13 protein-coding genes and 1 pseudogene are annotated in these 15,164 nt (G+C 72.0%); 11 read left to right on the top strand and 3 right to left on the bottom strand.

Going from position 1 to position 15,164, the window contains the following annotated elements; translation table 11 throughout:
• From tcuB to BLR05_RS10120, 11 genes and pseudogenes are all read left to right on the top strand, one after another.
• Positions 1 to 1,209, top strand: coding sequence for a tricarballylate utilization 4Fe-4S protein TcuB (gene tcuB, locus BLR05_RS10165; RefSeq protein ID WP_092834287.1), 1,209 nt, complete (start codon positions 1 to 3; stop codon positions 1,207 to 1,209).
• A 270-nt stretch (positions 1,210 to 1,479) separates the two neighbouring features.
• Positions 1,480 to 2,118, top strand: coding sequence for a YitT family protein (locus BLR05_RS10160; RefSeq protein WP_092834285.1), 639 nt, complete (start codon positions 1,480 to 1,482; stop codon positions 2,116 to 2,118).
• A gap of 34 nt (positions 2,119 to 2,152) precedes the next feature.
• A complete protein-coding gene (locus tag BLR05_RS10155; RefSeq protein ID WP_092834283.1) occupies positions 2,153 to 2,641 on the top strand; it encodes a hypothetical protein in 489 nt (162 codons plus the stop codon).
• 109 nt (positions 2,642 to 2,750) lie between these two features.
• Complete coding sequence (locus BLR05_RS10150; RefSeq protein WP_092834281.1) at positions 2,751 to 3,146, top strand: hypothetical protein; 396 nt, start codon at positions 2,751 to 2,753, stop codon at positions 3,144 to 3,146.
• Positions 3,143 to 4,630 carry a TolC family protein gene (locus BLR05_RS10145; RefSeq protein WP_092834279.1) on the top strand — a complete coding sequence of 496 codons (1,488 nt, stop codon included), beginning with the start codon at positions 3,143 to 3,145 and terminating at the stop codon, positions 4,628 to 4,630. The genes BLR05_RS10150 and BLR05_RS10145 overlap by 4 nt, the downstream gene beginning before the upstream one ends.
• Before the next feature lie 3 nt (positions 4,631 to 4,633).
• A complete protein-coding gene (locus BLR05_RS10140; RefSeq protein WP_092834277.1) occupies positions 4,634 to 6,052 on the top strand; it encodes a multicopper oxidase family protein in 1,419 nt (472 codons plus the stop codon).
• 61 nt (positions 6,053 to 6,113) lie between these two features.
• Positions 6,114 to 6,629: pseudogene (locus BLR05_RS27150) on the top strand (DUF411 domain-containing protein); the annotation flags it as partial.
• Positions 6,612 to 6,926 carry a copper-binding protein gene (locus BLR05_RS27145; RefSeq protein WP_225979345.1) on the top strand — a complete coding sequence of 105 codons (315 nt, stop codon included), beginning with the start codon at positions 6,612 to 6,614 and terminating at the stop codon, positions 6,924 to 6,926. The pseudogene BLR05_RS27150 and the gene BLR05_RS27145, both read left to right, overlap by 18 nt.
• A gap of 165 nt (positions 6,927 to 7,091) precedes the next feature.
• Positions 7,092 to 7,445, top strand: a complete 354-nt coding sequence (locus tag BLR05_RS10130) for a cupin domain-containing protein (protein WP_092834456.1) — start codon at positions 7,092 to 7,094, stop codon at positions 7,443 to 7,445.
• A 211-nt stretch (positions 7,446 to 7,656) separates the two neighbouring features.
• Entirely contained in the window at positions 7,657 to 8,703 is a 1,047-nt protein-coding gene (locus BLR05_RS10125; RefSeq protein ID WP_092834273.1) for a P1 family peptidase, read from the top strand.
• Positions 8,700 to 10,067, top strand: a complete 1,368-nt coding sequence (locus BLR05_RS10120; RefSeq protein WP_092834271.1) for a TAXI family TRAP transporter solute-binding subunit — start codon at positions 8,700 to 8,702, stop codon at positions 10,065 to 10,067. Before BLR05_RS10125 ends, BLR05_RS10120 begins: the two co-directional genes overlap by 4 nt.
• 105 nt (positions 10,068 to 10,172) lie before the next feature.
• Here BLR05_RS10120 and BLR05_RS10115 read toward each other — a convergent pair whose 3' ends face one another.
• The 3 genes from BLR05_RS10115 to atpC form a co-directional block, all read right to left on the bottom strand.
• A complete protein-coding gene (locus tag BLR05_RS10115) occupies positions 10,173 to 12,566 on the bottom strand; it encodes a DUF1631 family protein (RefSeq protein ID WP_092834269.1) in 2,394 nt (797 codons plus the stop codon).
• An 80-nt stretch (positions 12,567 to 12,646) separates the two neighbouring features.
• A complete protein-coding gene (gene ettA, locus BLR05_RS10110) occupies positions 12,647 to 14,308 on the bottom strand; it encodes an energy-dependent translational throttle protein EttA (protein ID WP_092834267.1) in 1,662 nt (553 codons plus the stop codon).
• Between the two features lie 125 nt (positions 14,309 to 14,433).
• Positions 14,434 to 14,889 carry an ATP synthase F1 subunit epsilon gene (atpC, locus tag BLR05_RS10105; RefSeq protein ID WP_092834265.1) on the bottom strand — a complete coding sequence of 152 codons (456 nt, stop codon included), beginning with the start codon at positions 14,887 to 14,889 and terminating at the stop codon, positions 14,434 to 14,436.
• Positions 14,890 to 15,164: the final 275 nt, after the last annotated feature.

The following is a 15,164-nucleotide window of genomic DNA, read 5'->3' as shown; positions in this document are numbered from 1 at the left end:
ATGCAAAACCTGAATGCCATGACCGACGCGGTGCAGGACCGGATGCCCGCCGCGCGCCGGGTCATCCCCATCCGTCCCGCGCCGACAGAGACCGCCTCCGAGGCCGAGGTGGCTCGCGCCCTGCAGATCTGCAACGCCTGCCGCTACTGCGAGGGCTTCTGCGCGGTGTTTCCCGCGATGACGCGGCGGCTGGAGTTCGGCAAGGCCGACGTGCACTACCTGGCCAACCTGTGCCACAACTGCGGCGCCTGCCTGCACGCCTGCCAGTACGCGCCGCCCCACGCATTCGCCGTGAACATTCCGAAGGCCATGGCCGGGGTGCGCGGCCAGACCTACGTGGACTACGCCTGGCCGCCCGCCCTGGGCCGGCTCTACCAGCGCAACGGCCTCACGCTGTCGCTGGCGCTGGCGGCCGGCCTGTTCCTCTTCCTGGCGCTGGCCATGGCGCTGCAGGGCGGCGTCGCGCGGCTCCGGGACAGCGGGCTGGGCAACAACTTCTACCACCTGTTCCCGCACAACCTGCTGGCGGGACTCTTCGCGCCGGTGTTCCTGTTCGCGGTGTTCGCGCTGGCGATGGGCGTGCGCCGCTTCTGGAAGGACGTGAAGCCCGCGACCGGGGGCGCGGACATGGGCGCGCCCGCCGCCGCCGAGGCCGCCTCCGACGTGCTGCGCCTCAAATACCTGGGCGGCGGCCACGGCGAGGGGTGCCACGACGAGGACGACGCCTACACCCTCCAGCGCCGGCGCTTCCACCACCTGACCTTCTACGGCTTCCTGCTGTGCTTTGCCGCCACGGCGCTGGGCACCGTATATCACTACGTTTTCGGCTGGGTGGCTCCCTACGAATGGCCCAGCCTGCCCAAACTGCTGGGCGCCTTCGGCGGCGTGGGCCTGATGGTCGGCACCGCCGGTCTCTGGACGCTGCGCCAGCGCCGCCATCCGCAGCACGGCGACGCGCGCCAGAAGCCCATGGACCTGGGGTTCATCGCCCTGCTGTTCCTGGTGGCCGCCAGCGGCATGGCGCTCTGGCTCGGCCGCGGCACTCCGGCGCTCGCCCCCCTGCTGTGCCTGCACCTGGGCGCCGTGATCGCGCTCTTCGCCACCCTGCCCTACGGCAAGTTCGCGCACGGCATCTTCCGCACCGCCGCGCTGCTGCGGCACAACGCCGAGAAGCGCCAGCCGAGCCCCATCGGCCTGGGGGCGGATTGAACATCCCTGTCCCGCCCCTCCGCCACGATCGCGACCCGGGAGTCTCCGGCAGCGGTACGGTTCTTGCAACACCCCCGGCATGCCTTCCATGCCGATCCCGTTTCACGCAGGCAAATCAGGGTTTACCCTAGAATTCTGCATCTCCCATCGCACCGGCTCCCGGGGGTTGCGCCGCTTGACGCACCGCAACCTCGGGGGCGGTGCTGCGTGCTGCAATTACGGGAAGCTCGGCCATTACGCGCCGCCGCGTCCCCTCGCCCCCCGACACCCATGAGCCAGACACTCGCTCCCGCCCCCGCCGCCACCGCACCCGCCATGGTCCCGCACAGCACCACCGAAGACATGCTGGCCGTGTTCACCGGCGTGCTGCTGATCTCGGTGGGCGTGGCGTTCTTCACGAGCGCGGGGCTGCTGACGGGCGGCACGGCGGGCATCGCCTTTTTGCTGCACTACGCCACGGGCATCGGTTTCGGCAAATGGTTCTTCCTGCTGAACCTGCCCTTCTACTGGCTGGCGTGGCGCAAGATGGGCCGCGCGTTCACCGCCAAGACCTTCATCGCGGTGCTGCTGCTCTCGCTGATGACCGAGGCGCAGTCGCGCTTCCTGCAGCTGTCGGCGCTGCAGCCGCTCTACGCGGCCGTCGCGGGCGGGCTCATCGTGGGCACGGGCTTCCTCGTGCTGTTCCGCCACCGCTGCAGCCTGGGCGGCGTCGGCATCCTCGCGCTCTACCTGCAGGACCGGCACGGCTGGCGCGCCGGCAAGGTGCAGATGGGCGTGGACTGCGCGATCGTGCTGCTGGCGCTGTTCACCGTCGAGCCGGTGCGGGTGCTCTGGTCCATCGTGGGCGCCGTCGCGCTCAACCTGGTGCTGGCCATGAACCATCGCCCCGGCCGCTACATGGCCGTGTGACCGCGCCCGCCGGGCACGCCGTATCATCGGGCCCATGCGCCGCCGCATCGTCTTCTTCGCACTGATCGTGCTCATGGCCCTGCGCGGGCTCATGGGTCCGGCCATGGCCGCGCAGATGGCGGGGATGACGCATGCGGGTGCCGCCGGGCATCCGGCCACCGGGGTGATCGATCGCGGTGCCGGCAGCACGGTGTCGCAGCACGCGGAACATGCGGATCAAGCTCTGCACGCTACGGCCCATGCCGGACACGGCTCCGCATCGCCAGACCCCATGGCAAGCGCAGGCGCCTGCCATGGCGAGGCCGCAACCCACGTCCCACTCTCCACGGCCTGCAGCGCCGCAGCAGGCGACCACGCCGCGCATGCGACCTGCGCCGATTGCGAGATCTGCCACACGGTGGTGATGGTTCCTCCCGCACCCGCCCCGGGCGCGGTGTCCCACGGCGCCGGCCCGCGCGTGCCGGCCGCCGTCCGCTTCGTGAGCGCCCTGCCCACGCAGGCCACCAAGCCGCCCATCTCCTGAGCCTCGACGCCCGAAGTGCGTCCGCCCCGGCCGTGCCGTCCGAGACAACCTCGGCGCACGGCGGCGCGGCCGCGTTCCGTTCCGATTCCGAGTCCAGGAGAGGCTTTCCATGCATACCCCGGGGCCCCGTGCCCATTTCCGTTCCCGACGTTTCCGTTTCACTTCCCGTATCCATCGTTCGGTCCTGGGCCGCTGCGCGCTCGCAGCGGCGCTGATCCTGCCCGCCGCCGTGCCGGCGCAAATACCGGCCCCGCCGGCCGATGCCGTGCAGGGGGATGCCGCGCTACCGGACGCACCCGCCGCGCCACCGCGCCACGCGGCGCTGCCGCCCTGGCCCGCGAGTACCGCCTCGATGGACTGGCGCGACGCCCAGGCCGCGCCCGCGGCGGCGGAGCCATCACCCGGCATGCACGACCACGACCACGACCAAGGCCATGGTCACGGCCATCACCACGGCAGCGATCACGGACACGGCAGCAGCCCTGCCGGAGGGCACCGGCCATGACAACCGCACCCATCCCCCACCTCCGCCCGGTGCGCTGGCCGACCCTCGCCGCCGCGCTCCTGCTGGCAGGCTGCGCCAGCGTCTCGCCCGACGGCCTGCGCAGCGACGTACAGTCCGCATTGCAGGGCCGCACGGCCCGTGCCGACAGCGCCGCACTGCCTTCCACCGACCCCGCCGCTCAGCACGCCGCCGACGATGCCGTGGCCCGCTGGCTGGCCGAGCCCCTCACGCAGGACGCCGCGGTGCGCATCGCACTGCTGCGCCACCCCGGCCTGCAGGCCCGCCTCGCCCGCCTGGGCGTGCAGGACGCGGAGCGCGTGCAGGCGCTCACGCCGCCCAACCCGGTGCTGGGACTGGGGCGGCTCGCGACCGCGCACGAGCGCGAGATCGAGCGCTCGCTCACCTTCAGCCTCGCAGACCTGATCGCCCTGCCCTGGCGCAGCCGCTGGGCTGGCAGCCTGCGCGAGCAGGACACGCTCGCCTCCGCGGCGGATGCGGCGCGCGTTGCGAGCGATGCGCGCCGTGCCTGGCTGCGCGCCGTGGCCGCGCAGGAGACCGCTTCTGCGCACGAGCGCATGCACGATGCCGCCGATGCCGGCGCCGAGCTGGCGCGCCGCATGGCCAGCGTCGGCAACTGGAGCCGGCTGCAGGCCGCGCGCGAGCAGGCCGTGCTGGCCGACGCGCGGGCGCGGCTGGCCCGGGCGCGGCTCGCAGCCGGCACGGAGCGCGAGGCGCTGGCGCTCGCGCTGGGCCTCTGGGGCACCTCCGCCGATGCGATCACCCTGCCTCCGCAACTGCCCGACCTGCCGGCTGAACCGATGGACTCCGCCACCCTGGAGCAACGCGCCCTGCGCGAACGCCTCGACGTGCGCGCGGCGCGCCTCGGGCTCGATCGCGTGGCTGGCCAGCAGGGCGTCTCCCGCGCCGCCCAGCTCTTCGGCGACATCGGCCTAGGCTACCGGCGCGACACCACCACCGAGCGCGGCGCCGGCGGCCACTCCGAAGTCAAGCGCGGCTGGGAGCTGGAACTGCCATTGCCGCTGTTCGACTGGGGCGGCGCCGCGAGCGCTCGTGCGCAGGGGCTCGTGAACGAGAGCGCCGCCACGCTGCAACAGACGGCCCTGCGCGCCCGCTCCGAAGTGCGCATGCACTGGCGCGGCTACCGCACCGCCTGGGAGCTGGCGCAGGAGCAGGAAAAGCACGTCGTGCCCCTGCAGCAGCAGATCCAGGACGAGACCCTGCTGCGCTACAACGGCATGCTCGCCAGCGTCTGGGACCTGCTCGCGCAGGCACGCCAGACCACGCAGGCCGTGGCCGACGCCGTCGCCGCACGGCGCGACTTCTGGCTCGCGGACACCGACCTGCAGTTCGCGCTCGCGGTCGCCTCGCCCGGCGCGCAGTCCACCGCATCCACCGCGGCAACCTCCTCCGTTGTTTCCTCCCCCACTTCGTCCAGCACGGCCCCGGCCGGCGCGGGCCACTGACCCATGCAACGCAGACACTTCTTCGGCGGCGCCGCCACGGCCGTGGCCGCCCTCTCCGCCGCTTCGGTGGGCCGCGCGGCCCTCGCGGCCCTGCCCGAGGCCGCCACGCCCGCGGGCGCCGGCACCCAGGTACCGCCGCTCCCGCCCACGGGCCTGCCCTTCCATCCGGTCGTCACCCTCAACGGCTGGAGCCTGCCCTGGCGCATGAACGCCGGGGTCAAGGAATTCCACCTCGTCGCCGAGCCCGTGGTGCGGGAATTCGCGCCAGGCTTCCACGTCAACCTCTGGGGCTACAACGGCCAGAGCCCCGGACCCACGATCGAGGTGGTCGAAGGCGACCACGTGCGCATCTTCGTCACCAACCGCCTGCCCGAACACACCAGCGTGCACTGGCACGGCCAGCGGCTGCCCAACGGGATGGATGGTGTGTCGGGCCTCAACCAGCCGGCGATCCCCGCGGGCAAGACCTTCGTGTACGAGTTCACCGCGCGCCGCCCCGGCACCTTCATGTACCACCCGCATGCCGACGAGATGGTGCAAATGGCCATGGGCCTCATGGGCCTGTGGATCACGCACCCGCGGCTGGATGCGCGCGGCAGGCACCCGCGCATCGCCACGGCCGACCGCGACTACGCCTTCCTGCTCGGAGCATTCGCGGTGGAGCCGGGCAGCCGCACGCCGCGCATCAACGAGATGACGGATTTCAACGTGTGGTCGTGGAACAGCCGCGTCTTCCCGGGCATCGATCCCTTCGTGGCGCGGCGCGGCGACCGAGTGCGCCTGCGCATCGGCAACCTCACCATGACCAACCACCCCATCCACGTGCACGGCCACGAGTTCGAGGTGACGGGCACAGACGGCGGCACCGTTCCCCCGTCGGCACGCTGGCCCGAGGTGACCACCGACGTCGCCGTGGGGCAGATGCGGCAGATCGAGTTCATCGCCGACGAGCCCGGCGACTGGGCCGTGCACTGCCACAAGAGCCACCACACCATGGGCGCCATGGGCCACGACGTGCCCACCATGATCGGCGTGGACCACCACGGGCTTGGGGCCAAGATCCAGAAGATCGTGCCCGACTACATGGTGATGGGCGAGCGCGGCATGGCCGACATGGGCGCGATGGAGATGCCCCTGCCCGACAACACCCTGCCCATGATGACCGGCACCGGCCCGTTCGGGCCGCTGGAGATGGGCGGCATGTTCAGCGTGCTCAAGGTGCGCGAGGGGCTCGCGGCCCGGGATTTCCGGGACCCGGGCGACTACGCGCAGCCCCCCGGCACCCGCGCGCACGAATGGCAGGGCGATGCCACGGCACTGCCGCCCGCAGCGCGCGCAGCGGATGCACCGCCTCCCGGTGCGGGCGCCAGCGACGGCGCGGCCCGCGTGCGCAAGCCGGCCGGAGGGCACCATGGCCACTGACACCCGCACCACCCCCGAGGCGCAATCGCACCCCTGCAGCTTGACCGAAAGGACGCATTCCATGCACCACACCGCCCAGTCCACTTCCTCCTGCGGCGTGCGCCGGCCCGCCCTCTCCCGCCGCGCCTGGCTGGGGAGCGTGCTCTGCACCACGGCCGCCACCGCTCTGCCCTGGCCAACCCACGCGGCCCGCCCGGCGTCCACAGCCATCGAGGTCTGGAAAGACCCGAACTGCGGCTGCTGCAAGGACTGGGTGGACCACATGCAGGCCAACGGCTTCCAGGCCACCGTGCACGACACGGGCAATGCCGCGGTGCGCGAAAAACTCGGCCTGCCGCAGAAGCTGGGCTCGTGCCACACCGCGCTGGTGGGCGGCTACCTGGTCGAGGGCCACGTGCCCGCTGCCGACGTGCAGCGCCTATTGCGCGACAGGCCCCAGGCCCTGGGCCTGGCCGTGCCGGGCATGCCGGTGGGCTCGCCCGGGATGGACGGTGCCATCTACGGCGGCCGCCGCGATGCCTACGACGTATTGCTGGTCGCGCGGGGCGGCAGTGCCCGCGTGTTCACCAGCTATTCCGCGCAGCCGGCCGCTGCCGGCCCTGCGGACCATGGGGCCACCGCCAACACCGGGAGCACTCCGCAGGCGCCGGACCTGAGCGACGGCGAAGTCGTGCGCTGGGACGCCGCCACCCGGCGCATCACGCTGCGCCACGGCGAACTCCGGAACCTGGACATGCCCGCCATGACCATGGTGTTCCGCGTGCGCGAGACGATCCCGGAGGCCGTCCTGGTGCCGGGCGCGCGGGTGCGATTCCTTGCGGAACGCGATACGGGCGGCTTCGTCGCGAGCCGTATCGAACCCGCCGGCCGCTGAGCATGCCGGGCGGCAGATTGCGCTGGCGGCCCCGCCGCAACAGCACATTTGCCGCTGCCGGCACGGGCGTTTTCGGCACACTCCCGGCGCCTTCCCCACCTAGCATCGGAGCATCGCATCGCCCCAACGGGTTTTTCGTTGCTTCCTTCCCTGCAGGACCACGCCATGTCTGATTTGCTCGTGACCTTCCCCTTCGACAAGCTCGGCGAAGCCCCCGAATACCGCCCGCCTGCCGAGCGCGTGATCGAGGGCGACATCGTCTGCCGCAACTGGGACATCGACAGCGCCAAGGACGGTGCCATCCGCGCAGGCGTCTGGGAAGCCACCCCGGGCCTCAACCACTCCATCAAGGGCGAGACCTGGGAGTTCTGCCTGATCCTCTCCGGCGTGGTGGAAATCACCGAACGCGGCCACGAGCCGAAGATCTTCAGGGCCGGCGACTGCTTCGTCATGAAGCCGGGCTACGTGGGCACGTGGCGCACCATCGAGACGGTGCGCAAGGTGTGGATCATGGCCTGACCGCATTGTTCTCGGCATGCCATGGCAAAGTGCACTGCCTGCCGCGGTGACCTCCGCCCCGGCACGCCACGCTTCGGTTCGGGGCGCTGCGCAGGCCTTCCGTCGTTGCAAGCCCCATGCCGGGTTCGCAGCCGCGCGGGCTGACGGAGCCTGCGTGCTTGCGCTATGGTGGCGCCCTCCGCGGCACGCCGGCGAACCGGCCCTTCCTCCCATGTCCCAGTTCTCGCACTCCCCAGGCCCTGCCGGCGATGCCGGCTCCATCACCCGCGTCGCCGGCATCGAGGTCGGCCACAGCACCGACACGCGCCGGCCCACCGGCTGCAGCGTGGTCATCGCCCGCGAGGGCGCGGTGGGCGGCGTGGACGTGCGCGGCGCGGCGCCCGGCACGCGCGAGACCGACCTGCTGGAGCCCACGCACCTGGTCGATCGCATCCATGCCGTGATGCTGGCCGGCGGCAGCGCGTTCGGGCTGGACGCGGCCAGCGGCGCCGTGCGCTGGCTGGAAGAGCGCGGCATCGGCCTGGACGTGGGCGTGGCCCGCATCCCGCTGGTGCCGGCTGCCGTGCTGTTCGACCTTCCCGTGGGCGACGCGCGCATCCGCCCCGACGCTGCCGCAGGCTACGCGGCCTGCGCCGCCGCGTCGCGCGCGGACCCGCCCGAAGGCAACGTGGGCGCCGGGGCGGGTGCCTCGGTGGGCAAACTCTTCGGCATGGAATACGCCATGAAGGGCGGCATCGGCAGCGCGTCGATCACCGTGCTGGGCGTGACCGTGGGCGCGCTGGTGGCCTGCAATGCGGCCGGCGACGTGATGGACCCGGAGTCCGGCCGTCCGGTGGCGGGCGCCCGCACGGCCGACGGGCTGCGGCTGCGCGATACGCGCCGCGCGCTGCTGGCGGGGGATGTGCCGAGCACGCTGCTCGCGGGCACCAACACCACGATCGGCGTGGTGGCGACCGATGCCGCCATCACCAAGGCACAGGCGCGGCGGCTGGCGGTGTGCGCGCACGACGGGCTGGCGCGCGCCATCAACCCCGTGCACACGCTGTCGGACGGCGACACGCTCTTCGCGCTGGGCACGGGCCTGGCGGGCCGTTCTCCGGGCATGATGGTGCTGTCCACCCTGGCGGCCGAGGTCACGGCCCGCGCCACGCTGCGTGCGGTGCTCGCGGCGCGGTCGCTCGCCACGCCGCAGGGCCTGCACCTGCCCGGCGCGGCGGAGCCGGGCGGCATGGCGCCCTGGGGAGCGGTCTGGCCATGAACATGCTCGCCGTCCGGTCGCGCACCGCCGCCCGGCGCCTGCGCACGGCCCTGCTGAACGTGCGCGACTTGATCCTCTCCGCCGGTCCGCTCGCCTTCCTGGCCGTGGGGCTGGTGGCGCTGGCCTACTGGTGGCTGCAGCCCAATCCGCCGCGCCGCGTCACCCTGGCCACCGGCCCGGCGCAAAGCGCCTATGCCGAATTCGGCCAGCGCTATCGCACGGCCCTGGCGGCGGACGGCATCGACGTGGTGCTGCTGGAAAGCGAAGGCTCGTCAGCCAACCTGCAGTTGCTGCGCGAGGGCCGGGCCGACCTGGCCTTCGTGCAGGGCGGCACGGGCGAACTGCGCCCGGAGGACGCCGAAAACCTGGAGTCGCTGGGCAGCCTGTTCGTGGAGCCGATCTGGCTGTTCTACCGGGACGACGCGGCGCGGCGCGTGTCCGCCAGCGGCCGCCTCGCCAGCCTGGCACAGCTGCGCGGCCTGCGGGTGAACGTGGGCACGCCGGGCAGCGGCGTGCCGACCCTCATGGACACGCTGCTGGAGGCCAACCGGGTGGATCCGGCCCGCGTGCACCGCACGCAGCTGGGCCAGACGCCCTCCACGGTGGACTTCCTGGCGGGCCGGCTGGACGCGCTGGTGTTCGCCTCCGCGCCCGAATCGCTGATGGTGCAGATGCTGCTGCAAACGCCCGGCGTGCGGCTCATGGACTTTCCGCAGAACGAAGCCTATGCCCGGCGCTTTCCGTTCCTCACGCCCGTCACGCTGCCGCGCGGCGTGGTGGACCTCGCGGGCAACGTGCCCTCCTCCGATGTGCGCCTGGTGGCTTCCACCACCTCGCTGCTGGCGCGCGAGGGCACGCACCCGGCGCTGCTGCAGCTGTTCGCGCAGGGCGCACAGACGCTGCACGGCGGCGCGGGCTGGTTCAACCGGGCGCGCGAGTTTCCCAATACCCGCCACAGCGAACTGCCGATCGCCGCCGAGGGCGAGCGGGCCATCAACGGTTCGCCGCCACTGCTGCAGCGCTACCTGCCGTTCTGGATCGCCAACCTCGTCGAGCGCATGTGGCTGGTGCTGGGTGTACTGCTGGCCGCAATGCTGCCGCTGTCGCGTATCGTGCCGCCGCTCTACCAGTTCCGGGTGCGCTCGCGCGTGTTCCGCTGGTACGGCCGCCTGCGCGAGATCGAGGACCAGTTCGAGACCGGCAGCCTGCCGCCCCCGGAACTGCTGGAGCAACTGGCCCGGCTGGAAACCCAGGTCGAGAAAGTGAGCGTGCCGCTGTCGTATGCGGATGAGCTCTACGCGCTGCGCCACCACATCCAGATCGTGCGCCAGAAGGTGGCCGGCGCGCCGTCCGCACCACCCTGACGTGCGGCCACCGCCCACGGCCGCGTTCAGCAGATTTCAGATCGCTTACGTTGCGCCATCTCGCGCTGACCTCGGTGGGTTGGGCGGGGTAGCGCCTGCCGCCGCTCACCGCGGTTTGCGCACCTGCGAGGAGCCGTCGCCCGGCGCACCCCTGGGCCTGGGCCTCGGCTTGGCCTTCGCCGGCGGCCCCGGCAGCACCCTGAGCGCGCCCTCGGCCATGAGCTTGTCACGCACGCGCCGCGTCATGGATTGCGTGCTGCCGTCGGGCGCGGTGAACAGGAACAGCGTGTGGTGCGGGCTGGCCCAGGTGAGCTGCGTATGCACCGCGAGGTGATTGGTGGTGAGTTCCACCCAGGTGCCGATCGAGAGTTCGACCCCGGAGGCCTTCGTCCCGTCGGTGGGCGTGGATGCAGCCTCGGCCGGATCCTCGCCAGCCTCTTCAGCCTCTTCGGGCTCCAGCAGGGAATTGCCGGTGTGCGGCATGCCGGATTCCGTGGCCTCCCCCGCGCGGGCCGCGGCCTGCTCGGCGGCCGCCTGGTGCAGGATGGCGACGCGCTCCAGGATGGCGGCGGTCATGCCTTCGTCGTGGCCCACGCTGTCCAGTCCGCCGCGCAGGGCACCCAGGATGCGCGTGACGGCCGGCGCCAGGCGTTCGGGCGCGCGGGCCGCGAGCGCGGGCTGGGCGAGCCAGAACAGCTCGGGCACGACCGCGAGGTAGCCACCGGGATCGTCCTCGCCGGGCCGGTCCGCCTGGGCACGTGCCACCACGTCGGCCCAGGGGCCCGCAGCGAACTCCACGATGTCCGGCGGCACGTCCTCGGCGCGGGCCAGCGCGCGGATGTCCTGCGACACGCGCCGCGACAGCGCCTCGCGCCGGGTGAGTTCCTGCGCCACGGCACGCGCGGACTCCTCCCGCACGCGGCGGCGCCGGTCCTGCTCGGACCAGCCGGCCTCCAGCCCCGCCAGGGCGGCCGCAAAGGTATCGGCGCTGCGGGTGTCGCCCGAAGCCACGCTGTCCACCGCCCGCTCCATGAGGCGCGCGAAGCCGCTGAAATCATCCACGTCTTCGGAATCGAAGGACAGCGCCCGCTGCGTGAGCGCGTCCAGCAGGCGGCGCGCGGGATGCCGCTCGTCGGTGAAAAAGCGCGGATCGTGCCGCACCAGGCGCTGCAGCGCCGGGCGCAGGTTCTGCAGCGAGCGCTGCACCGGCGGCAGCAGGCGGTCGTCCTGCGCGATGTTGTCCATCATCCGGCTCACGACCTCGCTGGCAGTGCGCGAGCGGGGCCGTGCGGCGGCATCCGCCGGACCGGCCCGCCCGGGATGCTCCAGATGCGCCGGCGCAGGCGCGACGGCGGCGAGCGGCGCGGGCAGGCTGCCGGACAGGCGGCCCACGATACGTTCGAGCTCGGCGATGTCCTCCATGGCCTCGGCCGCCGCGGCGGCGAGATCGCCGTCGGGGGCGACGGCCAGCGGCAGCCCCGCCACCGAAAGACCATCCAGCGCGCCCGGGTGCGTCGCCATCGCCCGGTGCTCGGGCCCGCCTGCGGCCACGGGGACCGGCAACGGTCCCATCGGCTGGGCCAGCATCTGCCGGAGCATGGCGGCGGTGAGCAGCGCTTCCTCGGCCTCGGGTGCCAGGACCGCCGGCTGCGACGGCTGCAGCGGCGCGGCCCCCACGCTGCTCCAATCGGTCACCGGATCCCTCCAGGTGCCTTGCGCGGCGTGCATGCCGGCCAGGCCAGGGACAGTTCCGTATCCTGTGCCCCAGCCACCGCCCGGCCCGCCGCCCCCCTGGACGACCGCGGGCTCCTGCCAGCGCCCGGTGGCGGCGCCCCGCCCCGCGACATGGCCCGCGACCGCATAGCCCACGGGCTGCACGCCATCTTCGCGGAGCCGGGCCGCGGCGCCGCGGTAGGCGGCCTGGAGCTGGGTACCCAGGGCATTGCGCAGCGGCGCCATCCAGAGGGTGCGCACATCGGGCGAAACCCCCGTGGCCCCCACCACCTGCTGCAGGGCACGGATGTAGTTCCCGGGCCGCAGCGGATTGCGGTCGGGCTGTACGCTGGGCAGGCCCTGGGCCGCGCTCACCAGCGCGTCCAGTTCCGCCAGCACGGCCTCGGTGGCATGCAGCGCCACCTGCTGGGCGCGCGAGAGTTCCACCTGCGCCATGACCTCGGCCTCATCCATCAGGGACAGCTCGCCGAAGTCCGGCGCCGCGGGCCCGGAAGGCCGCGCCCGGGCACCGGGATCGGCGCCCGCGAAGATCTCCAGCAGGGCCATGGGAAAGCCCCGCACCAGCGCGGGCGTGTGCTGCGCCAGCAACGCCCGCGCGCCCTCCAGCGCATCGCGCCGCCGCGGATCACGCGCCAGCGGCGCCTCCGCGTCCAGGGCGTCGCGCGCCTGCGCCGCCAGCGCCTCCATCATCGCCTCGCCATCGCGGATGGCCGCCACGACGCAGGCACGGAAAGCCGACCGGGCGGCAGGAGCGATGGCGGACATGGCGCGGCGGCGTGGTTCGGCGCGAGGGGTCGCGGCAGGAAAGGGACGGAGCTACCGGGTGGGGCGGAGCCGTCCGGCCCTTACTTGAGCGCCTTGTAGCGCATGCGCTTGGGCTTGGCACCCTCCTCGCCCAGGCGCTTCTTCTTGTCGGCCTCGTATTCCTGGTAGTTGCCGTCGAAGAACACCCACTGGCTGTCGCCTTCGGCGGCCAGAATGTGCGTGGCGATGCGGTCGAGGAACCAGCGGTCATGGCTGATGACCAGCACGGTGCCCGCGTATTCCAGCAGCGCGTCTTCCAGGGCCCGCAGGGTTTCCACATCCAGGTCGTTGGAGGGCTCGTCGAGCAGCAGCACGTTGCCGCCCGCGATCAGCGTCTTGGCCAGGTGCAGCCGCCCGCGTTCGCCGCCCGACAGGCTGCCGACCTTCTTCTGCTGGTCGCCGCCGTTGAAGTTGAAGCGGCCCGCGTAGGCGCGGCTGGCCATCTGGAACTTGCCGATGTTGATGATGTCCAGGCCGCCGGAGATGTCTTCCCATACGGTCTTCTCGTCGGACAGCGCATCGCGGTTCTGGTCCACGTAGGCCATCTTGACGGTGGCGCCGATCACCACCTCGCCGCTGTCGGGCTGCTCGCGGCCGGCGATCAGCTTGAAGAGGGTCGATTTACCGGCTCCGTTCGGGCCGATGATGCCGACGATGGCGCCGGCCGGGATGTTCATCGACAGGTTGTCGATCAGCACGCGGTCGCCGAAGGACTTGGTGACGTTCTTGAACTCGATCACCTGGGTGCCCAGGCGGTCGGCCACGGGAATGAAGATTTCCTGCGTTTCGTTGCGCTTCTGGTATTCGAAGTCGCTCAGTTCCTCGAAGCGGGCGATACGCGCCTTGGACTTGGCCTGGCGGCCCTTGGCGTTCTGGCGCACCCACTCCAGTTCCTTCTTCAGGGCCTTGGCGCGGGCTTCCTCGCCCTTCTGCTCGGATTCGAGGCGGGCCTGCTTCTGGTCCAGCCAGGTGCTGTAGTTGCCCTTGTAGGGAATGCCGTGGCCGCGGTCCAGTTCCAGGATCCACTCGGCCGCGTTGTCGAGGAAGTAGCGATCGTGGGTGATGGCCACCACGGTGCCGGGGAAGCGATGCAGGAACTGCTCCAGCCAGTCGACGGATTCGGCGTCCAGGTGGTTGGTGGGTTCGTCGAGCAGCAGCATGTCGGGCTTGGACAGCAGCAGGCGGCACAGCGCGATGCGGCGCTTCTCGCCGCCGGACAGCACGCCCACGTTGGCTTCCCAGGGTGGCAGGCGCAGCGCGTCGGCGGCGATCTCCAGTTGGTGCTCGGAATCGGTGCCGGCCGTGGCGATGATGGCTTCCAGGCGGGCCTGCTCGGCGGCCAGCGCGTCGAAGTCGGCGTCGGGCTCGGCATAGGCGGCGTACACCTCCTCGAGCTTGGCCTTGGCGGCGAAGACTTCGCCCATGGCCTCTTCCACGCTCTCGCGCACGGTGTGCTCGGCGTTGAGCTGCGGCTCCTGCGGCAGATAGCCGATCTTCAGGCCCGGCATGGGGATGGCCTCGCCCTCGATCTCCTTGTCCACGCCGGCCATGATCTTCAGCAGCGTGGATTTGCCCGAGCCGTTCAGGCCCAGCACGCCGATCTTGGCGCCGGGGAAGAACGACAGGGAGATGTCCTTCAAGATCTGCCGCTTCGGGGGCACGGTCTTGCTGACGCGGTTCATCGAATAAACGTACTGGGCCATTGGCTTTCTTTCCTTGGAATGGGGGCGGCTCCGCCAGGGGCGGGCGGCGGCGGGGCGCCGCGCGGCGGAGGCTTCGCCTGCGATTATCGGATGCTTTGCGCCGCGCGCGATGGCGGGCCCGGCCGCTAGCGCCCGGAGAGCTTGCGCGCCTCGTGCGTCCACTGCGCCGCGGCGCGCGCAATCTCGGCGTGCAGCAGGGCATGGTCGATGTGGGACAGCTCGCTGCCGAGCAGGCTGGAAGCCGCCTGCCGCGCGGCCTCGGCACGTGCGGCGTCGAGGTCGGCATTGCGCACGGCGGTGTCGGCGAGCACCGTGACCCGGGCAGGCTGGATCTCCACGTAGCCGCCGGAGACGTACACCTCGACGCGCTCGCCGGCCGGGGTCTCGATGTGCACGAAACCCGCGCGCAGCCGCGTGAGCAGGGGCGTGTGGCCGTGCAGCACGCCGAAGGCGCCCTCCGCGCCCGGCAGGCTCACCACACGCACCGGTCCGGACCAGACCAGGCCTTCCATGTGGGCGATTTCGAGTTGCAGAGCGCCGTCCGGCGCTGCGGCGGGCGATGGCGATGGCGTTGAAGGCATGGGGTGCTGATCCGCGGGCTGGCGTGGTGGCCACAGCCGCGCACCGGGTAAATCCCGATGGCGAACCGGCCACCGCAACGTGAGTGACAGGCCACCAGTCTAAGCCCGGAAAAGTCCGGCGCGGCCAACGGCTGCGCTCCCGATGCGGCCCTGCGCACGGTGTGGTGCGATCTCGTGCCACAATAGGGCCTCAGCCGCCGGCACCAGGAACCGGCGGCCTCAGCAACCTGCTGGGGACGAGGAAGCCGCCACGCGGTGTTCCGGCTCCCATTCGT

This window comes from Paracidovorax cattleyae, assembly GCF_900104515.1.
Lineage (GTDB): Bacteria > Pseudomonadota > Gammaproteobacteria > Burkholderiales > Burkholderiaceae_C > Paracidovorax > Paracidovorax cattleyae.
The sequence above is the reverse complement of the archived record's forward strand: the minus strand, read 5'-3'. Positions and strand labels throughout refer to the sequence as shown.

What these genes read in the sequence shown, in the direction of transcription:
- tcuB (WP_092834287.1), top strand. Translation starts at nt 1, where the DNA reads ATGCAAAACCTGAATGCCATGACCGACGCGGTGCAGGACCGGATGCCC.
- BLR05_RS10160 (WP_092834285.1), top strand. Translation starts at nt 1,480, where the DNA reads ATGAGCCAGACACTCGCTCCCGCCCCCGCCGCCACCGCACCCGCCATG.
- BLR05_RS10155 (WP_092834283.1), top strand. Translation starts at nt 2,153, where the DNA reads ATGCGCCGCCGCATCGTCTTCTTCGCACTGATCGTGCTCATGGCCCTG.
- BLR05_RS10150 (WP_092834281.1), top strand. Translation starts at nt 2,751, where the DNA reads ATGCATACCCCGGGGCCCCGTGCCCATTTCCGTTCCCGACGTTTCCGT.
- BLR05_RS10145 (WP_092834279.1), top strand. Translation starts at nt 3,143, where the DNA reads ATGACAACCGCACCCATCCCCCACCTCCGCCCGGTGCGCTGGCCGACC.
- BLR05_RS10140 (WP_092834277.1), top strand. Translation starts at nt 4,634, where the DNA reads ATGCAACGCAGACACTTCTTCGGCGGCGCCGCCACGGCCGTGGCCGCC.
- BLR05_RS10130 (WP_092834456.1), top strand. Translation starts at nt 7,092, where the DNA reads ATGTCTGATTTGCTCGTGACCTTCCCCTTCGACAAGCTCGGCGAAGCC.
- BLR05_RS10125 (WP_092834273.1), top strand. Translation starts at nt 7,657, where the DNA reads ATGTCCCAGTTCTCGCACTCCCCAGGCCCTGCCGGCGATGCCGGCTCC.
- BLR05_RS10120 (WP_092834271.1), top strand. Translation starts at nt 8,700, where the DNA reads ATGAACATGCTCGCCGTCCGGTCGCGCACCGCCGCCCGGCGCCTGCGC.
- BLR05_RS10115 (WP_092834269.1), bottom strand. Translation starts at nt 12,566, where the DNA reads ATGTCCGCCATCGCTCCTGCCGCCCGGTCGGCTTTCCGTGCCTGCGTC.
- ettA (WP_092834267.1), bottom strand. Translation starts at nt 14,308, where the DNA reads ATGGCCCAGTACGTTTATTCGATGAACCGCGTCAGCAAGACCGTGCCC.
- atpC (WP_092834265.1), bottom strand. Translation starts at nt 14,889, where the DNA reads ATGCCTTCAACGCCATCGCCATCGCCCGCCGCAGCGCCGGACGGCGCT.